General features: G+C 25.8%; 21 protein-coding genes and 1 pseudogene. 17 read left to right on the top strand and 5 right to left on the bottom strand.

What is annotated here, in order from left to right:
• Positions 1 to 52: 52 nt before the first annotated feature.
• Complete coding sequence (locus OIF33_RS08790; protein ID WP_322503872.1) at positions 53 to 220, bottom strand: hypothetical protein; 168 nt, start codon at positions 218 to 220, stop codon at positions 53 to 55.
• A gap of 268 nt (positions 221 to 488) precedes the next feature.
• Here OIF33_RS08790 and OIF33_RS08785 point away from each other — a divergent pair, with 268 nt between their 5' ends.
• From OIF33_RS08785 to OIF33_RS08770, 4 genes are all read left to right on the top strand, one after another.
• A complete protein-coding gene (locus tag OIF33_RS08785) occupies positions 489 to 1,631 on the top strand; it encodes a hypothetical protein (protein WP_322503871.1) in 1,143 nt (380 codons plus the stop codon).
• 14 nt (positions 1,632 to 1,645) lie between these two features.
• Positions 1,646 to 1,972: a hypothetical protein gene (locus tag OIF33_RS08780; RefSeq protein WP_322503870.1), complete on the top strand. Its 327-nt coding sequence runs from the start codon at positions 1,646 to 1,648 to the stop codon at positions 1,970 to 1,972.
• Between the two features lie 554 nt (positions 1,973 to 2,526).
• Positions 2,527 to 3,600, top strand: coding sequence for an SIR2 family protein (locus OIF33_RS08775; protein WP_322503869.1), 1,074 nt, complete (start codon positions 2,527 to 2,529; stop codon positions 3,598 to 3,600).
• On the top strand, positions 3,570 to 6,392 hold the full coding sequence (locus OIF33_RS08770) for a hypothetical protein (RefSeq protein WP_322503868.1): 2,823 nt from the start codon (positions 3,570 to 3,572) through the stop codon (positions 6,390 to 6,392). The genes OIF33_RS08775 and OIF33_RS08770 overlap by 31 nt, the downstream gene beginning before the upstream one ends.
• Before the next feature lie 225 nt (positions 6,393 to 6,617).
• Here OIF33_RS08770 and OIF33_RS08765 read toward each other — a convergent pair whose 3' ends face one another.
• Both OIF33_RS08765 and OIF33_RS08760 read right to left on the bottom strand, forming a co-directional pair.
• Entirely contained in the window at positions 6,618 to 7,418 is an 801-nt protein-coding gene (locus OIF33_RS08765; RefSeq protein ID WP_322503867.1) for an AAC(3) family N-acetyltransferase, read from the bottom strand.
• Between the two features lie 19 nt (positions 7,419 to 7,437).
• The gene (locus OIF33_RS08760) at positions 7,438 to 8,013 is read right to left on the bottom strand and encodes a sugar O-acetyltransferase (protein ID WP_322503866.1); all 576 of its coding nucleotides are present in this window, start codon (positions 8,011 to 8,013) and stop codon (positions 7,438 to 7,440) included.
• A 379-nt stretch (positions 8,014 to 8,392) separates the two neighbouring features.
• Between OIF33_RS08760 and OIF33_RS08755 the strand changes: the two genes are divergently transcribed.
• The 6 genes from OIF33_RS08755 (at position 8,393) to OIF33_RS08730 (ending at position 12,652) form a co-directional block, all read left to right on the top strand.
• Positions 8,393 to 8,839, top strand: a complete 447-nt coding sequence (locus tag OIF33_RS08755; protein WP_322503865.1) for a hypothetical protein — start codon at positions 8,393 to 8,395, stop codon at positions 8,837 to 8,839.
• 69 nt (positions 8,840 to 8,908) lie between these two features.
• Positions 8,909 to 9,712, top strand: coding sequence for a hypothetical protein (locus OIF33_RS08750; RefSeq protein WP_322503864.1), 804 nt, complete (start codon positions 8,909 to 8,911; stop codon positions 9,710 to 9,712).
• Positions 9,702 to 10,562, top strand: coding sequence for a hypothetical protein (locus OIF33_RS08745; RefSeq protein WP_322503863.1), 861 nt, complete (start codon positions 9,702 to 9,704; stop codon positions 10,560 to 10,562). Before OIF33_RS08750 ends, OIF33_RS08745 begins: the two co-directional genes overlap by 11 nt.
• Positions 10,549 to 11,337 (top strand): hypothetical protein, encoded by a 789-nt coding sequence (locus tag OIF33_RS08740; RefSeq protein ID WP_322503862.1) that lies wholly within the window; start codon positions 10,549 to 10,551, stop codon positions 11,335 to 11,337. The genes OIF33_RS08745 and OIF33_RS08740 overlap by 14 nt, the downstream gene beginning before the upstream one ends.
• Before the next feature lie 17 nt (positions 11,338 to 11,354).
• Positions 11,355 to 12,014 carry an ATP-binding cassette domain-containing protein gene (locus tag OIF33_RS08735; protein WP_322503861.1) on the top strand — a complete coding sequence of 220 codons (660 nt, stop codon included), beginning with the start codon at positions 11,355 to 11,357 and terminating at the stop codon, positions 12,012 to 12,014.
• A gap of 2 nt (positions 12,015 to 12,016) precedes the next feature.
• The gene (locus OIF33_RS08730; RefSeq protein WP_322503860.1) at positions 12,017 to 12,652 is read left to right on the top strand and encodes a hypothetical protein; all 636 of its coding nucleotides are present in this window, start codon (positions 12,017 to 12,019) and stop codon (positions 12,650 to 12,652) included.
• A gap of 401 nt (positions 12,653 to 13,053) precedes the next feature.
• Here the strand turns inward: OIF33_RS08730 and fmt are convergent, their stop codons facing one another.
• Both fmt and OIF33_RS08720 read right to left on the bottom strand, forming a co-directional pair.
• Positions 13,054 to 14,007, bottom strand: a complete 954-nt coding sequence (fmt, locus tag OIF33_RS08725) for a methionyl-tRNA formyltransferase (RefSeq protein WP_322503859.1) — start codon at positions 14,005 to 14,007, stop codon at positions 13,054 to 13,056.
• 141 nt (positions 14,008 to 14,148) lie between these two features.
• Positions 14,149 to 14,635: pseudogene (locus OIF33_RS08720) on the bottom strand (IS1595 family transposase); the annotation flags it as partial.
• A 319-nt stretch (positions 14,636 to 14,954) separates the two neighbouring features.
• Here OIF33_RS08720 and OIF33_RS08715 point away from each other — a divergent pair.
• From OIF33_RS08715 to OIF33_RS08685, 7 genes are all read left to right on the top strand, one after another.
• Positions 14,955 to 15,335 (top strand): SdpI family protein, encoded by a 381-nt coding sequence (locus tag OIF33_RS08715; protein ID WP_322503858.1) that lies wholly within the window; start codon positions 14,955 to 14,957, stop codon positions 15,333 to 15,335.
• A 29-nt stretch (positions 15,336 to 15,364) separates the two neighbouring features.
• Positions 15,365 to 16,111, top strand: a complete 747-nt coding sequence (locus OIF33_RS08710; protein WP_322503857.1) for a lysozyme inhibitor LprI family protein — start codon at positions 15,365 to 15,367, stop codon at positions 16,109 to 16,111.
• 74 nt (positions 16,112 to 16,185) lie between these two features.
• Complete coding sequence (locus OIF33_RS08705; protein ID WP_322503856.1) at positions 16,186 to 16,977, top strand: alpha/beta hydrolase; 792 nt, start codon at positions 16,186 to 16,188, stop codon at positions 16,975 to 16,977.
• A gap of 68 nt (positions 16,978 to 17,045) precedes the next feature.
• Positions 17,046 to 17,363 (top strand): hypothetical protein, encoded by a 318-nt coding sequence (locus OIF33_RS08700; RefSeq protein WP_322503855.1) that lies wholly within the window; start codon positions 17,046 to 17,048, stop codon positions 17,361 to 17,363.
• Between the two features lie 378 nt (positions 17,364 to 17,741).
• Positions 17,742 to 18,437: a response regulator transcription factor gene (locus OIF33_RS08695; RefSeq protein ID WP_322503854.1), complete on the top strand. Its 696-nt coding sequence runs from the start codon at positions 17,742 to 17,744 to the stop codon at positions 18,435 to 18,437.
• Positions 18,430 to 19,473: a HAMP domain-containing sensor histidine kinase gene (locus OIF33_RS08690; RefSeq protein ID WP_322503853.1), complete on the top strand. Its 1,044-nt coding sequence runs from the start codon at positions 18,430 to 18,432 to the stop codon at positions 19,471 to 19,473. The genes OIF33_RS08695 and OIF33_RS08690 overlap by 8 nt, the downstream gene beginning before the upstream one ends.
• A 94-nt stretch (positions 19,474 to 19,567) precedes the next feature.
• A complete protein-coding gene (locus OIF33_RS08685) occupies positions 19,568 to 19,894 on the top strand; it encodes a hypothetical protein (protein ID WP_322503852.1) in 327 nt (108 codons plus the stop codon).
• The last annotated feature ends 365 nt before the right edge of the window (positions 19,895 to 20,259 follow it).

Genomic DNA, 20,259 nt, shown 5'->3' with positions numbered 1-20,259 from the left:
TTTATAAGTTTTATTTTAAGTGGTCTTGATATATACCCTTGTTTTGTGTTTTTTAAGATTTCATTTTAACTGAGTTATTTTTAAATAAGCTAACTAATCCAAAGATAAGAAGTGCTAAGGATAAAAACATTATTAAAAGTGCATTTTTAAAAAGTAGCAGAGAGAAAAGTATAAAGATGGCACATAGAGTTTCAAAGCTTTTATTTATATTTCTTTTCATAAAATCTCCTTTATTACATATTATTAAGAGTATTGGTTATGTTTTAAATCAGTGTTGGTTTAAGAAAAAAATGTTCCTTATAAAATTTATGTCAAATTAATTGAAAATATAGTAAATTTATAAAATAAATGGTAATATGTACGTATCAGCTCTTAGATGAATCAGGATGGTTATTGAATTTAATAAGTTACTTAATTTATCTTTTTTATCTGAGAGTATTATAAGACCTTGTAAAGAAATAATAGGGAGAGAGAATTAAGGGGGAATTATGAAACATAAAAAGGAAGTATTTATAGCAGCGCTTATAATAGTGTTTTTAATTGCTATAGGGCCAAGTGTTAAGCGGCAGGTAGGAATTATTATAAGTAAAGGAAATATTGAGAAAAGTTATTCTGAGGACTCATTATATGATATCTATATAACAGATAGTAATGGATTAATGCTTCTTCAAATTGAGGATATTGAGAAAGATAATATTCAATACTCAAAGATAGATAATATCAATGTAAAGTATGCTTCGGCTAATCTTTTCTTTATTGAGAAGGATTCAGAGGGGAAAATATATGTTCCTTATTCAAGGGATATAGAAAATTATGAAAGAGCAAATAGACTTTTAATTTTTAATAAGGGTAAGCTAGAGGATGAAATAGAGTTTGATGATATAAGAGATCCACAGACCATAATAAGTGATGGTGAAAATAATAGGATTTTTCTTGAGCAGAATGTTACTATTCAACCAGAGGATTCTCCAGGGTTAAAGCTTAAAGTAATTGATAGTAATAGTAAAGAGACAATTAATGAACTTTATTTAAAGGGATATATTAGGGATTATTATGTTGGAGAGGAAGAGATAATTCTAAGCTTAGAAGGTGCTAATAAGTTAGGATTTAAAGATGCACAAGACAGAAGTTTATATGCCATAAATAGAAAGACATTAGAGGGAAGAGTAGTTAGTAAAGAGGCCATAGGTAATGTGGTTAATGCCCTATGTCAGGATTCTAAGGGGAACAATGTAATCTTTAGTAATTTAACCTTTAAAGAAAATGGAGATTTAGATAAAAATGAAGTTATTCTTATGGATAATCAAGGAGAAATCAAAGAGAGAAAAGAGGTCCCTTATGACATGAATAGCAACTTCTATGGAAATGAGAAGTATGAGTATATATTAAATGGAAAAGTTCATAATGAAAATAATGGATTCCTTCTTTTTAATAAGGAGACACTTGAGTTTGAAAAGTTAGTTGATGATGTAAAGAATATAAGCTATATAGAAAATCTTGATGGCTATGTGTTTGTGTTAACTAAGGATTCAAAGTTATTTATATATGATGAAAATACCCTAGAGCAAAAGGGAAGCATAGAGTTAGGCAGTGAGGCTTCACATAGAATGAAGGTTGTTAAAAGAAAGTAAGGGGAGGATCTATTATGGAGAAGGTAGTAAGGGAAAAATCTAATATTGAAATAAACATGGATAGAGTAATATTCATGGGATTAATAATAGAGTTTATTTGTACAGCATTTATATTCTTTAATTTCACAACACTATATGAGAATTTAAATTTAATAATAGATTGCTTAATGATTTTAAATTTAATTATATTCATACTCAGCATTATTTACTTTAAATATAATAAGAAGTTGGCTTTAAGATACACCATATTAAGTTTGATATTCTTTTTCTTCTCTGATAAGGCAAGATATAGCTTAATATTAGTTCTTATTTTAATAATGCGAGGGAAAGGAATGTATTAAAATTAAAGAAAAAATTCTATGGGAATATATTTATTGGATGGTTTTGAATTTTTTGAACTTTAATGTTACTAATTACTTTAGGAGTTGATCAAATTTTAATTATTAACATTAAGGTTTGTATTCTCTTTATGCCAGAGTTAGTGGTCAAAATTTTAGTAACTTTGTTTTCAATAATAATATTAGATGATTATTTAAATAAAATCAAAAGTGGGTACTGGATTATATCTATTTACTTAATTTTATTTTGTATGGTAAGCCTTTATGAGATAAAAAATTATTAAATAGTAGTTATTTTAAGAATAATATTCTATGTAAGGAAAGAAGTTAAGAGGAATTTTTATAATATATTGGTCAAGATACAGCTTGATATTAGTTAGTTAGGAAAATTTGATGTATTAAAGAAAGAATATATGCTTAAGTAACATATATTCTTTTTTGATATAACTAAAATTAATGTTAAAATTCTTTATAAATTTAAAAAATATACAATATATTATATAATTAGCTATAGGTTTGCTCGTTATTTTTTAATTTATTATAAGAGGTGAATAGTTTTGAAAGAAAAATTTAAAAGATGTTTAAGTGAATTTTTTGATGATGATAAAAGTGAAAAAGTAATTTTTATAGGATCTGGATTTTCTAAAAATTTAGGGTTACCAACTTGGGAAGAATTTGCATATATGCATTTAGATATTTTAAAAGATAATAATAAGATTAATTTCGAAACTTACGAATTATTAAAAAAAGAAAATTTTAGAACAGTAATATCTATGGCTAAACATAATATAAATAAGGATAATAATCTAAAGGAAAGAGCAAACAAAATGTATGAAGAGATTTTTAAAATTTCTTATAATGAAAATGAGTTTGATGCTATTGCTAATATTGATAAACTTTCAGAGGCATCTAATAAAGATTTTAAATCAATTGTTAATTTTAGGGAAAAAGTAAACAGAATAAAACGAATAAAAGCTGAAAATGAAATTTTTAAGCAGATTTATGATTTAAATATGATAAATGTAACAACAAATTATGATGACATATTGGATATTTTAGCTGAAGATAATAATGAGATTATTAGTAGTGATTCTAAAAGAAGTGTAAATAAAGTTTTTTATAGTGAAAAAGATTTTAAGTTAGTAGATAGTAATCCAAGTATAATAAAATCAGGACAAGTATTTCATATTCATGGAAGTATAAATGAAATTAGTACCATGATAGTTTCTAATGAAGATTATATTGTAAGATATTGGAGTGGAGAAAATGTATATAAAAATTTCTTAAAAAAAATATTTGAAGAATATAATGTTATTTTTTTAGGTTATAGTTTACAGGAGTTAGAAATTCTCAATTATTTATTTGAAGGTGAGAAAAATAAGTTAGATAAAACAGATAAACAGAGGATACTTATTCTTGATTCCTTTGATTATGAAATTGAGAAATTGGACTTTTTAAGCAGATATTATGAAGATAATTATTGTATTAAGCTTTGTACATATAGTAAATCGAAGATGGGATATAATGAAATTACTAATACTGTTAGATTGATTAAGGAAATAAAAAATGATATCGAAGAAAAAAAGGAAGGATATAAAAGATGTCTAGAACTGATAAAAATGATAAATTAAAAGCAAGTGACTTAACAGAATTATTAAAAAAGTTAACATTTTATAAGGATTTACAATCAGATTTTTTCAAAAAAATAAATGGAAATTTTGAATATTATGAGGATATATCAAAAAGCAATTATTTTAATTCTGAAAGTACCAATATACTTGCAATATTAAGGTATACAAATAGTATTTACAACAAGATAAATGAAATAAAAGATGAAGATATAGAAAATTTATATAATTTAAGCTTAGAAAGTAGCATGAATAATGTATCAATATATGAGTTTATTATATTTATAGCTAAATATAATAAGAAAATAAATAATTTTAGTCTTAAAGTCTTATTAGAAAAAACAAAAAACACTAGATTTATTGAGGTTTTAGTAGATACTTTTTTAAGAAGCTTTGAAGAATTTTCTATATTTAACTTTTTTAAAGAGAACGATAAAATAATATTGAAGTTAATAGTTAAGCAGATGTTTAAGGATAGATTTACTGAGTGTAGAGTTTTATACAATGATAGACTAATGAGATATTTATTAGAAACTAATAATTTAGAATTTATAGATAATTTTATTGAAGAATATGAAACTATTTATATAAAGAATGAAGGTGAAAATGAGAAATTTAAAATAAGTTTAAAAAATAAGGAGTTATTTATTAAATCTAAAATTAATGAAAGTACAAATTTTGTAATAAAATTTGTAGGTTTAAAAAATATATATGATCAGATAGATGATATAAAAGATATAATAGAGCCTACTGATAAAGATGATCTTAAAAAAATAGTTTCAAGTTTATTAAATTATTATTCATATTCATCAGTTTTTGATGATGATTACTTAATGAATGATAAAAAAATAGAAATTTTGTTTAATATTTCGAAATCACATAATATTGGCAATTATTTAATAGATAAATTATTTGAAAATGAAGTATATTTCCTTAAAAAGTTATCATTATACTTTTTGGTGAAAAATAATATGTTTGAATATTTAATTAGAAAAGTTAATGAGAAAAGCTTTGATTTAGAATATATGATTAGAAATAGTGAATTTTCAGGAGAGATAAAAGAGGTTTTTAGATTATTAAATAGTTATAACAATCTTGAGGAAATTAAAGAAGGAAATTTACTAGGTATGATAAACAAGGGAAAATATTTTGTTTATATTGATGAAGAAAAAGATGAAGAATATATAAAAGAATGGAGATATAAGAGATTTAAAGAATTAAGTAATTTTAAAACTATAAAAAAAGAGCTTGAAAGTTTAAAAATCAAAATGAAACATGATTATGAATTGACACCAATAATAGGAAAGTGTGAAGGGGGATGGGTAAAAAAGATAGCTTCAATTAACAGTGATGAATCTAAATCTATGAATTTAAATGATTGGGTTAGATATATGAATGAATATAAGGAGAAGAAGCATAAAGATTTTTTGATTGAATATGATTTGGAAGAGGATGTTAAATTATTTATTGAGTGTTTAAAAAGAAATGTAGATTTATTTATGAGTAATATAAATTTACTTAATAATATTAAAAATTATGAATGGATGTATTATATTTTTAATAATTTAAATAAAATAATTGAAAAGAATAGTAATGATTTTTCACTTTATTATGAGAATATTTTAATACTAATAGATAATTATTTAGAAAATTTAGATAATATATATGAAGAACCGAATAAACATTCTATAAGTAAAAAACACTTAGTAGGGAAAATATGTTCAGTGTTAACAACTATTTTAAATAAAATAGACATCAATAAGAAAGAAATTAAGCTTATATATAAAAGAATTATAGATAAATTAGAGATTAAAATTTCTAATGTAGATGATTTTAGAAAGATATTGGCTGGAAAAAATGATAATTTTACAAGCTTTATAAATTCAATCCATAGAGGTATTTTAGAGCTAGAAATAGTATTTTCATTTAAATTAAAGGATTTTAGTGAAGAAAAAGAATATATAGAGGAATTAATACTAAATAGAAAAGAGAAATCTCCGAAAGAGTTTTATATATTTTTAGGTGAAAAGTTGTATAGCTTTATAGCAATCGATAAAGATTTTACTGAAAATATTATAACAAATATGGAGAAAGATATTGATAAAGAGATGTTTTTAAGTGGTTTTGCATATTGCAGAGTTATTGATGAAGAAAGATATAATTTGTTGAAATCAACTATTTTACATGTTTTTGATAATGAAATTAATGATGAAAGTATGAGATCTAACATAATAGAATATTATATTTTAGCATTCTTATTAGGATATAGTGAATCAGATTTAGATATTATAAATAATAAATACAATTTAGATAGAAATACCATAGTTAGAATATTTAATCTTAAAAATTCGTGCAAAAAGTTAGATTCTAGTTATAATGAGAAAATTTATGAAGAAAAAATAATTGAGATTTGGGATAAATTATTGAGCCATAGATGGGAAGAGACAGAATTTCATTTAATAGAAGATACTATAATAGTTTTGATTAATTTTGATTCTATAAATGAAATAATAGTAAAAAATCTTAAAAAAGTTATTAAAAACATTCCAGCAAATTCAAGTCTTTCATATAGCGTCTGTAGATATTTAGAAAGAATCATTAGTTTGGATAATATAAAAGACATAATAGAAGTAATTAAATGTTATAAGTCTGATGGATGGGATAACTATATTATTGAATTATGTGAAAAAATTAAAAAAATATCAGAAGAATGTTTTAATGAGTTTAAAGAGGAGTGGATTATAATCAATAAAGAAGAATCACCGTTTAGGGATTATTTATTAGAAATAAAATAATTTCTATAATTGAATAGTATATATAAAGAGAGTTGGAGTGCATTAGTAATATTATAGATTAACTTAATAACTTTAAGTTAATGTTTTATAAAAATGTAATTCTGAAGGTTTTTTGAAATATAATAATATTCTTTGTTGGTTTAGGTTTTAAATAATACCTAAAATTCAAAGATGTTCAATAAAATTATTGTGAGATTATGGATAATAAAAAAACAGGAAGCTATATTACTTCCTGTTTTTTTCTATCCACTTAATTGCATAGTTAACCAAATCCCTTTGTTTCATGAATTTAATTGTTGCATTTCCAATTTTTATGGTGTTAACTTTATTGGTCTTTTCAAAGTCTTCACCTATTTTTTCAAAATCCTCACCATCTACATATAGGGTTCTGTATGTTACCCATTCTCTTTTACCATTTACCATCATTGCACTGCTGTTGGTTTCATAGTGCTTTGATGGGTATTCTGCTAGGGCATCTGCTAAATGGAGCGAGGTGTTTTTATCATATCCAACACCAATTAATAAGATATATCCATCTAAATCATATAGTTTATCTAGAGGAGAATCCTTACCAAATATGTTTTCTAAGTCATGGTTTTTTGTTAGATAGACAGCATTTTCTCCTAAGGCTGCTACAGATCTAACAGGGTGATTACTTCTTTCTGCATTAGGCCATTTTCTAAACATTTCGGCTACTTTTCCCATAGTGTTTGTTGGAGTTATATTTTTATCATAGGCAGGCCAATTATCTCTTATAGCTTGGTACCATTCTTCATCTTCTTCCCAATGAACTCCATAAGAAGGATCTAGGTTTTTCCAAGTTTGAGTTGGCATCATTAAGGTTCCATTGGCACCAACAGCCTCAATTAAGGATTCAATTACGATTTGTTCTCCACCACAAACAAAGCCTAAGCTACCAAGGGATGCATGAACCATTATGTTTTGACCTTCTTTTAGTCCTAATTTTTTAAAACCTTCAATTAAATCTTCCTTTAAAACAAGTTCTCTTTTAACATCTGTTTTCATAATATTTACCCCATTTTTATTATTTAATATAGCCAGTCTTATCATTTTCTGTGATTTCTCTAATTACTCTGCATGGATTACCAGCAGCTACCACATTAGGAGGGATATCTGATAGAACAACGCTTCCAGCTCCAATTACGCTATTGTCTCCAATGTTTACTCCTTGAACTATATGAACACCAGCACCTATCCATACATTATTGCCTATATTAACTGCTTTGGAATAGCATCCACCATTTTGTCTTTCTATTGGATCTATGGCATGGTTTGCACAATAGATTCCTACTCTTGGTCCGAATAAGACATTATTTCCTATATTTACAGGAGCACAATCTAATATAATACAATCAAAGTTTGCAAAGAAATTATCTCCAATTGAAATATTAAAACCATACTCACATCTAAAATTTGGTTCAAAATGAGAGTTTTTTCCACACTTGTTTAGAAGATTATTTAATATATTGTTTCTCTCTTCTTGATCAGTGCTTTCATTATATTTTTTAGTTAGTTTAGTTGCATAATCTCTTGCTTTAACACAATCTTCTGAGAGATCATTATACATCTCACCAGAATTTAAAATATCTTTTAATTCCATATTTTTTTCCTCCTAAAGTTACTCAATAAAATCTTTTATAAACCCATAGTAATAAAATTTTCTTTAGTACAATTATAGCATTAATGTGATTATAAACCAGAAGCATTCAGCTTAATAGATAACTAATTAGAGGAATAGGAACATAAATAAGCTTATTATTAGGTGATTTTTATAGAATATTGACTTTAGTCTCTTTTTTAGAAATAGAGATACTTTGTAATAGAGAACACTGGATATAAATATTATTTTTCAGGATATTTATTAATATTTTAATTATATATTAATAAAGTATGATTTTATTCAAAGAAAATTCAAAAAAAGTATTTATTTAACAGTAAAAATATGTTATTATTATAAAAAAGAACTAAGGAGGATTAAAATGAATAAAAAAAAAATAGCTAAAGTTATGTTAGGAATAATGTTACTAACAGGAGTTTTTTCTAAGAGTACTTTACCACAAGCAAAATCATTTTTAATGGCATTAGCTCCACATAGTAATTGGAGAGCTAAGGATGCAGCAGATTTAAAGGATGTTAAAGAGTGGTCAAATACTTGGTATGGATATGTTAAACTGGATAAAATTCAAGATTTAGATTCATATACAATGTCAGCGAGAGCAGTGGCAAATCCTAATGGCGATTTAGAATCTGCTGATAATGCGTATTCAGAACCTGTTACTGTAAGACAGGGAGCACCTGCAGCGGATGTTTATGAATATTATTGGAATAAAAGAATGCAAGTAGGTTCTACATATTACTTAGCTTTAAAAAATTTAAATTACACTCAGAATTATAGAAATGCAGTTGGAAGCTTTGGATGGTATTAATATAAAATACTTTATAATAGCTAAAAGTAGTTACTTTTAGCTATTATATTTTAAGATAGGAGAAATTAAATGATAGTAGATGACTTAATTAAAGTTTTTAAAAGTAAAAAGATATGGTTATTTATTTTATTTATGATTTTAATTAGTTTGTATGGAATATATTTATGGTTACCTAATTTAAATCCTTTTAAATTAAGTGATTTGAATATCAATGAACTAACAAGAAGTGGTGTTTTAAATCAATTTGCAATTTTTTCAGGAGCTACAATTTTGGTATATTCAAAAATTATTCCTATTGTAGCTCCTTTTGTTTATGGAGCAACTTTTTTAAGAGAGAGAAAAAGTGGATTTGATATATTTATTGACTGTAGAATGTCTGATTTAAAGTATAGAGTTTCTAGATTTCTTATAAATGGAATTGTAGGAGGGCTTTCTATAATTTTACCAATAGCAATAGTATTTTATTTTACTAATATTTTTATTGGTGGAAATATTAATGATACTAATCTTGCTCTTGGTGGAATAACTTATGACTTTATGATAAAGAATCCTTATGGGTATGTAGCTTTAGTAATATTAATTGAATTTTGTGTAGGCTTTGCATATTCAACTATAGCATTAGGAGTTTCTACATTAATTGATAATGAGATTATTGTATTATTATTCCCAGGAATTTTTTATTTTGTAAGTAGTTATATAACAGAGATTTTAAACTTTCCATTACCTCTAAAAACTAAGGTTGCTACAGATTTTGGGCTATTAGTAGATGGGGTAACTGTAGGACAAGTATTTTTACAACTTTTTGTTATAATATTGATATTTTCAATTGTATTCTTTTATTTTTCAAGAAAGGAATATAGGTATGAAAGATAATTCAATGATAGCTTTAATAAAATATAATTTAATCAAGTGTTATAAAAAGAATGTGATTATCCTAACATTTTTAGCAATTTTAATAGTTTGCAGAGTATATATGGATAGTGTTTCAGAGTATTTTGTTTTATCAGGAAAGGGAATAAATCAATGGGACTATTTCTTTAGAATATTTTCTAATGGATTTTTACTTACATGGTTAATTCTACCTATTATGTTTTTAGTAACAGCACCAATAGCTAATTTTCAAGAGAGTAATAAGTATCTTTTTGTTAGATGCAAAAGTAAGTTTAAAATTTTTATAGGAAATCAAATAACTAACTTATTAATTATAACTTTATACATAACAGCTATAGGAGCATGTGTGTTTGTATTAGGAATATATTATAGCAATTTTGGCAGTGAATGGAGTCAAGCTATATTAAATGAAAAAAATGTAGATGTTTTAAGTAAATATTTGTATTTTGCTAACTTCATAAAGGAATACACTCCAATTAAAGCTATGGCTATATCTATTTTTGAGTTTATAATAGCTAGTTATTTTCTGGTTTTAGTACGAGATGTTTTACTATACATATTTAAGAAAAGTATAATAGTTACTTCTATATGCTTTATTTACATAATAATCAATGCAAGAAGTATAGTGTTTTTGAAATTGATTTCTACAGGATATTTAGGCACTATTTGGTGTCATAAATTTACTTATAGCAATAATTTATCTTTAAATATATTAGATGGTATGAAGTTATTAACTGTTGGTCAAGAAAATATAGTGGCTATAAGTATAATATGTTTATTGTTTCTAATTGGCATTATTGCTTTTAGGAGGTGTGATGTTGAAAAAGTATAATATGTTTTTCCTAAATATAAAATATGAGAATTTAAGATTAATAACTTATTTTCTTTTTTTTTCAATTTTACTAGCTTTTTATGGAGCAACTTTCTTTCAAAGAAATTCAGAATATATAGCTTATTCTACTGGAGATTTATTTTTATTTTTAACAGGTGGAACAAAAGAGGGAAAAAACTTCTTTAGTTATATTAATTGGTTTGGACTAATTTTAATTGTTTACCTTCCTATGATATATGTACTTTCTAAGCAGTTTCAGGATAAGAAAATTTTTGTTTTTTATAGAGTAAACGAATATAAGAATTGGTATTACTCTAATGTTATATGGACATTTTTTAATGTATTAATATTTTTGATAACTATTTATACTATAACTTTTTTAGTATCTTTAATTTTTAAAGGTGCGAGTTACTGGACAAGTCCTAATGAATTTAATTCATTAGTCAAAGGTGTGAGTTTGAAGAGTATAATTTTAAAAACTTTTGTGCTTAATTTTTTATTTTTTAATGGATTAATATTACTAGCAAGTAATTTATCATTTTTAACAAGAAAGTTTAATGCATCTATTTTGGGAGTTCTTGTCCTATCATACGTAACTAGCTTAGGTAATAGTAAATATTTAATTGGAAATGCAGCTATGCTTATGAAGGAAGATATATTTATTAGTGGAAACAATTGCTTAACTTTTAATTTTGCTTTAATATATTTAAGCATATTTTTGGTTTTAAACTTAATAGGTGGACATTTTTTATATAGAAGAAATATAGAATTTTAAGATTGGGTGTGGATATTATGGAAAATTATATTATAGATTTTGAAAACTATAGAAAAGAAATAAAAGGGATGAATATTTTAGATAATATAAATCTTAAGATTAAAGAAGGGAAGATATATGGATTCATAGGAAGAAATGGATCAGGAAAATCAATGTTGTTTAAGGCTATATGTGGACTTATAAAACCTACAGCAGGATTTGTTAAGGTTAATGGAAAGGTAATAGGCAAAGATCAGGATTTTCCTGAAAATATTGGGATTTTAATTGAAAATCCAGGGTTTCTAGAACATATAAGTGGTTTTGATAATTTAAAATATTTAGCTAGTATTCAAAATAAAATCAATGATGAAGATATAAAGAGGGCTTTAGAGATAGTTGATTTAGATCCAAAGGATAAGAGAGCTATTAAAAAGTATTCATTAGGCATGAAGCAACGTCTTGGTATAGCACAAGCTATTATGGAAAAGCCAAGTCTAATAATATTAGATGAACCTATGAATGGGCTTGATAAACAAGGAGTTTCTGATATAAGAAATCTTATATTTGATTTGAAGAAAAAGGGTTCAACTATACTTTTAGCTAGTCATAATTCAGAGGATATAAAGCTTTTATGTGATAAGGTTTATGAGATTGATAGGGGAAGAATAGAATCAGAATTAATTGGTGGAGTTGAATAAATATGAAATTGAAAAATATTATTATAACAATGGTAGTTATTATTTTAATTATTCTTCCTAAGTTTTTAATAAAACCTATTAATACTGGAGTAGTTAAAAAGGAAGTAGATGTTGTTGCTAGTAAATCTGGAAGTCAATGGTTAGAAGAGATGAAAAGTAAGTTTTCTCCTATAGAGAAGATTTTTGAAAAGAATAATATTCATTTTCAAGTTAACAGTATTGAAACAGCAGTAGGTATAGTTTCTAGTGAAGTTAATGAGCCTTTAAGAGGGTTTAAATTTGGATTGTACTTTAATGTTGGTCTTAAAGATACAAAATTAGAAGATGATAAATCAGAACTGGCGAGAATAAATTTTGCTTTAAAAAAGGGAGAACAATTTAATATAAGCAAAACACCACTTTTAACTGATTTAATGAATGCAGTTTATGGGGTAGCTAGCTATGATTATTCATCTTTAGATAAGGAGTTAAATGAAGCTATTCCTAATATGGCGGTTATCAATGAGTATAAAACTTTCGAGAAGAAAGTTGGGGAATATAATGAGAAAATACAAATATTTAAAGATGAAAAAGATGAAATTCACTTTGAATGGACTGCTGAAAGACAATATGGAAATATTCCAGAAGAGGAAAAGTAATAATTCTTAGTATAGAGATGAATTGAAGGGAGTTTTAAATGGATATTGCTATTTGGATTGCAATAGGTGTTGCTATTTTTTGCAGTATTATAGCTACAAGCAGTAAAAATAAAAAGAGATAGGCTTAGATTTATTTAGAGGAAAGCTTAGAGATTTAAATATAAAAAGACTACATTTAAGCAAAAAGAACTTTAAGGATAAATAAGTATTTTATATTACTTATAACTTAAGGTAATATCAAGCTTTTATGAAGTCTTTTTATTTGGCTATGTTTTAATATAGTGTTGAAAGATAGTCTTATAAAAATTATAGGTGTGATTGTTCACATCTATAACGTTAAATATTCCAATATTATAAAGTAATAATCATAATATTGTAGTTTTATATAGACTATTAATTAATTATGTTAATATAACGCCTTTTTCTATTTTATTTCCTTTTAAAAATTCTTTTACCTCAAGAGGTTTTCCCCCTGGAAACTGTAATATTTCTATAACCAGAATACCGTTATTGGTGGCGACTGCAATTCCGTCATTATTTGCTTCTATAATATAACCAGGTGGTTTAATAATATTTGACTCTAATGACTTGGATTTGAATATTTTAATTGGAATATCTTTACAATAAGTATGAGCAGTTGGCCATGAGTTTATATTTTTATATGGCCAAGAACTTAATCCTCTTATTAAATTATGTATGTTAATACTACTATCATTCCAATTAATCTTTGCCATTTGCTTGTTTAACATCTGTACATAAGAACTTCCATCACTTGGTTGCTTTACTCCAGAAATTTTACCTGAGGCAATTCCATCTATTGTTTCCTCTAAGAGTTCAGCACCATTTGTTTTTAATAAATTGTATAATTCTCCTGCTGTCATAGATTCAGGTATGTCAAACTCACTTTTCATAAGCATATCACCTGTATCTATACCAGTATCCATTAGTATAGTTGTATTTCCAGTTCTTATTTCCCCATTTATTAAACTCCAATTTATTGGTGATGATCCTCTATACATTGGAAGTAGAGACGCATGTAGACAAATACATCCCAGTCTTGGTATATCAAGTATTTCCTTAGTTATAATTTGACCATATGCTACAACAATGATAAAATCAGGTTTTATTTCTTTTAATTTCTCAATAACTATAGAGTCTGTTCTTATTTTTTTAGGTTGAAAAATTGGAATTTGATTCAATAGTCCCACCTCTTTAACTGGTGAGATTGTTATCTTTTTTCCTCTTCCACTTGGTTTATCAGGTTGTGTTACAATCGCACTTACATTATATTTCTCTATCATTTTATTCAATGATGGAACTGCAAAATCAGGAGTTCCCATAAAAACTATTTTCATTATTCATACCTCCCTTTGATACTACAAAATATATTTTGTAGTCATTCATTAGTTACCCAATAATTTACCATTGTTCATTAGATTATAGTTTTTAGTAACACTTATTATAACATAATTAACAAAATATAACATACCATATGCATAGATTGGATTTCTATTTTTCAAATCTTTTATTGTGATATATAAATGGCTTATATTGTTTTGACCAATAAGATTCTTAGCCTTTAGTATCTCTTTGTTTTTATGGAATATTTGAAGTCATTTGAACCACTTAATAATATAATTACTTATATATTTTGTTGTAACACCATTAAAGCTATTCATCCATTTCTTTAAAGTGGTATGGATAACATTAATAGGTTGAATAGGATAAGATCCTTATTTATGTTTTCCTCTTTTTATAAGTTCATGTTTTAATGATAAATCTTTTGAAAGTACAATATAAGTTTTATGAATATTAGCACAAAGTACAGGGCCATTTACCATATGTCTAAAAGGATATAATCAGTTATCATGTGTCTATCAGATGTAAGTCTCATTTAAATACTAATTCTATAATTAAATTATTTTGTCCATCAATAACAGTAGTAATGCAAACTTGTTCTTTGTAGGTACCCCTTTTGTTAATATTACTTTAAAATAGAGATTTATTTAGGAATAGAGTTTTTTTCATAATAGATTCCTACGAATATTAGTGCAATGCCTAAAGATACACAGAAGCCTTTTATAAATTCAGGAAGTAAGTTGGTGCAGTTACCTAATAAGAAGATACAATTAAATAATAAGCCTAAGCTTATATAATTATTAAGTTTTTTCATAGTAAATTATCACTCCAAACATTTTAGTATATATTATACAAAGGGCTTCTATAATATGACATTCAGTGGTGGATTTATAGAGTATATTGAATTAATGGAGTATAATGGAATTAAAATAGGAGGTGTGAAATGGGATTTTGGATTTTTATGATGATTATGGACTTGCTAATTCCAATTACAATGATTGGGTTTGGGAAATATTTTAGTGAAAAAGCACCTAGAGAGATTAATAATACTTTTGGATATAGAACATCAATGTCTATGAAAAACAAGGATACTTGGGACTTTGCACATCATTATTTTGGTAAGTTGTGGGTTAAAATGGGGTATGTAGTATTAATTATTTCTATAATAGGTATGTTATTTTTACTTAAAAAGGATGAAAACACCATAGGGCTTTGGGGTGGTGTACTTTGTGCAGTACAGCTTGTCTTTATGATTTTGCCAATAATTTTTACAGAGAAAGCATTAAAGAAAAACTTTGATAAGTATGGAAATAAAGTATTGTAATTATCAATACACTTTAAAGGAGATAGGTTATGAAAAAGAAATATTGTTTAATTAGTTTGGCTACTGTATTAATTAGTTTAGGAACTTTAATTGGATGTGGAGATAAGACAACTCCTACAGATGAAAGTACTACTACAAGCAGCACAGAAAATAAGGAAGCTACTAATGCAGAAAGTAATAATAAGGAAGATAACAGTGCTTCTAAGGAAAATAATATTGAAAATAAAGATAGCTTAAATAAGGAGAATTCAGAAGATAAGGCAAATACTGCTAACAATGATAAAGACAGCAATTCATCAAAGAGTGATAAAGATAGCAAGGCAACAGAAAACTCTAATGAAAGTAAGAATACTAAGAGTAATGAGAATAAAGGAACTGATTCTAAAAAAGAAAAGTCAGCATTACCTAAAACAAAATCTGAGTATTTTAGTAAGATGCAAGAGGTGGACAATAAAGCAGATGAAATAGGTGAAAAGTGCAATAATAATCCTAATGTTACGCAAGCAGAGATGAATTCTGTAAGCTATGAACAATCTAAACTTTATGATGATGAACTAAATAAAATTTATAAATTCTTAAAGCAAAATCTAAGTACTGAAAAGTTTAAAGAGCTTGAAAAAAGTGAAGTGGAATGGATTAATCAAAAAGAGAAGAGAGTAGAGTCAATAAAGAAAGAATTTGAGGGTGGTTCAATGTTACCACTTCAAGTGAATTCTGCAGTTGCAGAGGAAAGCAAAAATAGATGTTATTATTTAATAAATAACTATATGGAATAGAAAAATACGCCTAGTTTTAAGTGCTTCCTAGTATTTATCATTTAATTTAGAGAACGTAGATGAGGTGGGGAAAATTGAATAAATCAAGAGTAGAAAAAATAAATTTTTATAGTGAGATATTATGCAAGGAAATGGCAGTTAATGTGTATTTACCTGAATGTTATAGTGAGGGCAAGGCGGTACCTGTATTGTATTTTTTTCATGGGAGAAGTGGAAATGAGGATATAATATTTCACATTAATATGAATGAAGTAGCTGATTCAATGATTGAATCTAAAGAAATAAATCCTATGATAATTGTATGTCCAAGAATTGAAAATAGTAGGGGATTAAATTCATCTTTAAAATATAAGGAAGTATTTGATTCTAAAGAGAAAAATAGAGTTATAAACTTAGGTATGTATGAAGATTATTTTATAAAAGAAGTTATACCTTTAATAGATAAGAACTTTAATACTATACAGGATAAAGAGGGAAAATACATAGGAGGAGCATCAGCCGGTGGATATATAGCTCTTCATAATGCTTTTAGACATAAAAATATGTTTTCAAAGGTGGGAGGACATATGCCAGCATTAGAATTAAAGCTTGAAGAGGAAGATAAGGCTTATTTTGAGAGTATGGATATATGGGAAAAATATGATCCAATATATATTGTAAAAAATAACGAGGTTTCTCCTAATATTAAAGTTTATCTTGATGCTGGACATAAGGATGAAGGAAGATTTTATGAAGGATGTTTAGCTTTATATGAAGTATTAAAAGAAAAAGGAATAGATGCTGAAAATCATGTATTTCCTGGAAATCATAGTGTTGAATATATAAAATCAAATATTGAAAAGTACTTAAAGTTTTATGGGGCTTAGTCAAGCAAATAATACTTTTATGGTAAGATTTTAAATAAATAAGTGAAAAATTATTGGGGTGTGAATTTATGAAAGACTTTATTTTAGTGGCTTTACCTTTAGTTGTTCTCTCAGTCGCTATTGCAATAGCTGTAAATGTTTCTAGTAAGAAGCATGCAAAGCTTAGCAAAGGGGACGATGGGACTGATGGTGGTAGTACAAGCTCTGTGGAAAAGAAAGAAACTGTAGAAGATAATAACATGGCAAATGGAATGAGCCTTGGAATGTGCTTTGGAGTAGCAATAGGTTCAATATTCATAAATAAATTTGGGTCAATAGCCATTGCATATGGAATATGTTTTGGTATGTTAGGTGGAATGATTGTAGGCCTAAATAAGAAGAAATAGAGTTTAAGTGAAAGTCAAAATTTTTAATTTGGTATCTTGAACTTATGCAATGGAACTTTAGTGAGATTGTATTCCTTTGATACAATACTAACTGCTCATTAAGAGGGGCTTACAGTTCTATTTTAGTATTAATAAAACTGATTAAAATAAGAATTAAGTCAGAATTTATTTTCTTAGGGATAAATTCATTCTTAAAGGAAATTGTAATACTGAATATGGATTTTATCCTTTCAATACTTTACTTGATAAAAGTGTTGAAGGGATTTTTTATGATTATAGACAGTTTAACTTTATGAGAATAAATAGGTTGTTTAGTAGAATATTTTATAGTTTTATATTAGAATTATAAAAAATAAGAAATGTTAAGGAGTTTAGAATATGCCAGGGAAACAACAAAATACAATTTTAATTGCAGATGATGATAATGATATTAGACAAATACTTGAAATATTATTCTCTGGAGAGGGGTATAATGTAATTGCTGCTAAAGATGGTGATGAAGCACTTGAAAAATTAGATGATACTGTAGATATTGTTATATTAGATGTAGATATGCCAGGAAAGTCTGGGTTTATCATAAGTACTGAGATTAGAAAAAAGTCATTTGTACCTATTTTATTTTTAACAGCTTATTCTCAAGACTCTGATAAGACAATAGGATATTCAGCTGGTGCAGATGATTATGTAACAAAGCCATTTTCTCATTCTGAATTGTTGCTTAAAGTAAAAGCATTACTTAGACGCTATCAAGTATATCAACCTCAAGTTAACATTAAATCATCTAAAATAGAGATTAAAGATTTGAGTGTTGATACAGAGACAGAGACTGTTATATGTGAGGGAAGGAATATATCTCTTACTCATACTGAATATAAAATTTTAGAATTATTGATTACTAATCGTAAAAAAATATTTTCAATTGATCACATTTATAACAGCATATGGCAAGAAGAAGTAGTTGGAGATAGTGCTGTCATGGTTCATATTAAGAATTTAAGAAAAAAGATAGAAAGTGATACAAGAAATCCAAAATATATTAAAACAGCTTGGGGAAAGGGATATTATATTGATTAATAGATATAAAATACCTAAATTGGGGTTAGAACTTATAGGTTACTTACTTACATCTGTTGTTATAGCAAGCTTTAGCTTTGCTTTTCTTTATTATACTGCTACTTCTTTTGCAGAAAAGTTAGTTGAAAATGGGTATTATAGTGCATACTCTATATCAGATCCAGGGTTTTTGAGTTGGTTAAAGCTAATTTGTATTTTAGCTACATTAATAATATTTTTCGTATTTTTTTTATTTTTTTTAGGTGAAAAAATATCTTACATTTTATATATAACTAAATCTATACAGATTTTAAAAAGTGGAAACTTAAACTTTAGAATAAATAGTGTAGGAGATAATGAACTTTCAGAGTTAGCTAATAATATTAATAGTTTTTCTGTTGCATTACAAAACCATATGGAAAATGAAGAGAAGCTAAAAAAAGAAAAAGAAGAGTTGATTAGATCCTTATCTCATGATATTAGAACACCGCTTACAGCTATTATATCTTATTCAGATTTTATAAAAAATAAAAATTATGATAGTAATGAGAAGCTTGAAAATTATATTGAAATAATACAAAACAAAGCCTATCAAATACAAGAGTTAACAAATTTACTTTTAAACACAGACACTGAAAATAATAATTCTCTTGAATCTTCTATTCTTGAAGGAAAGTTAATGTTTGAACAATTTATTAGTGAGTTTACTGATGCTTTAGAGGATAATGATTTTTGTGTGGAAATAGATAATCTTGGACTAATTAATTTTGAAATTAGAGTTAATGCTCAGGATATAGCTAGGATTTTTGATAATCTTTACTCAAATATTATAAAATATGCAAATAATAATGAAAAAGTAGATATTAAGATATTTGTTACAAATAATATTCTTACATTTATTCAAACAAATATTATTAAGGACAAAATAAATAAAAATGTTGAGAGTCATGGAATAGGACTTAAGAACATTAAAAAAATTGTAGAAGGCTATAATGGGAAAGTGGACTATAGTATAACAAATAAAATATATAAAATAGAGATAAAACTTCCTATATAATCTTTAGAATTCTTTAGAATTATATAACTAAAAAATACAGAAATTTTGGTTATTATAAAGATATAGAAAAACACATTATAAAGGAGGGGGAATTATGGCTCTTGGATATTTATTAATATTATTTATTGTCATGATGGTAGTAAGTATAGTAGGAATTTCTTTACTTTATCTTTTAAAAAATAAAAAGGCGAAAAATATAATATTTTATTGTTTAGCTGCATGGTCAATGTGTATTGCTTATCTTAACGCAACTAGCTTGCCAATAAACTTTTTAACTGAACAGCTAGTTGCATGGTCTTTTGGATTTTTATCAATAGTTGCAATTATTTTTAATATTAAAAAGCCTGAAAAGTCAAATATTGCATATATAATAGTAGTAGTTTCAATATTATTAGGACTATATACATTATTCTTTTCTTAGAATTTTTATTTATAATATACTTAAAACTTTAAAACCATATAGTAAGTTTAAAATTGATACTTTAAGATTTAATATTTTAAAGTATATTAATATTAAATATAAAGGTCAGGTATTTTAGGTATATATTAGTAATACTCAGCTTTATAAAGGCTATAAAAAAAGGATTGGTTTTCCAATCCTTTTTTTATTCAAATTTATTTAGCTTAAACGGGTTATTTATTAAATTAATTAATATCTTTAGGAAAAGTAGAGAAAACTATTGAACAAATGGGAAAAATGTATTTAATTATAAAGTAAGTAATGAAAAATAATACAGATAAAAGATGAATTAAGTTATTGAAAATAGAACTTAAGTGATACTTAAG

Origin of the sequence: Clostridium sp. LIBA-8841 (assembly GCF_034439435.1) — a bacterium.
Lineage (GTDB): Bacteria > Bacillota > Clostridia > Clostridiales > Clostridiaceae > Sarcina.
The sequence above is the reverse complement of the archived record's forward strand: the minus strand, read 5'-3'. Positions and strand labels throughout refer to the sequence as shown.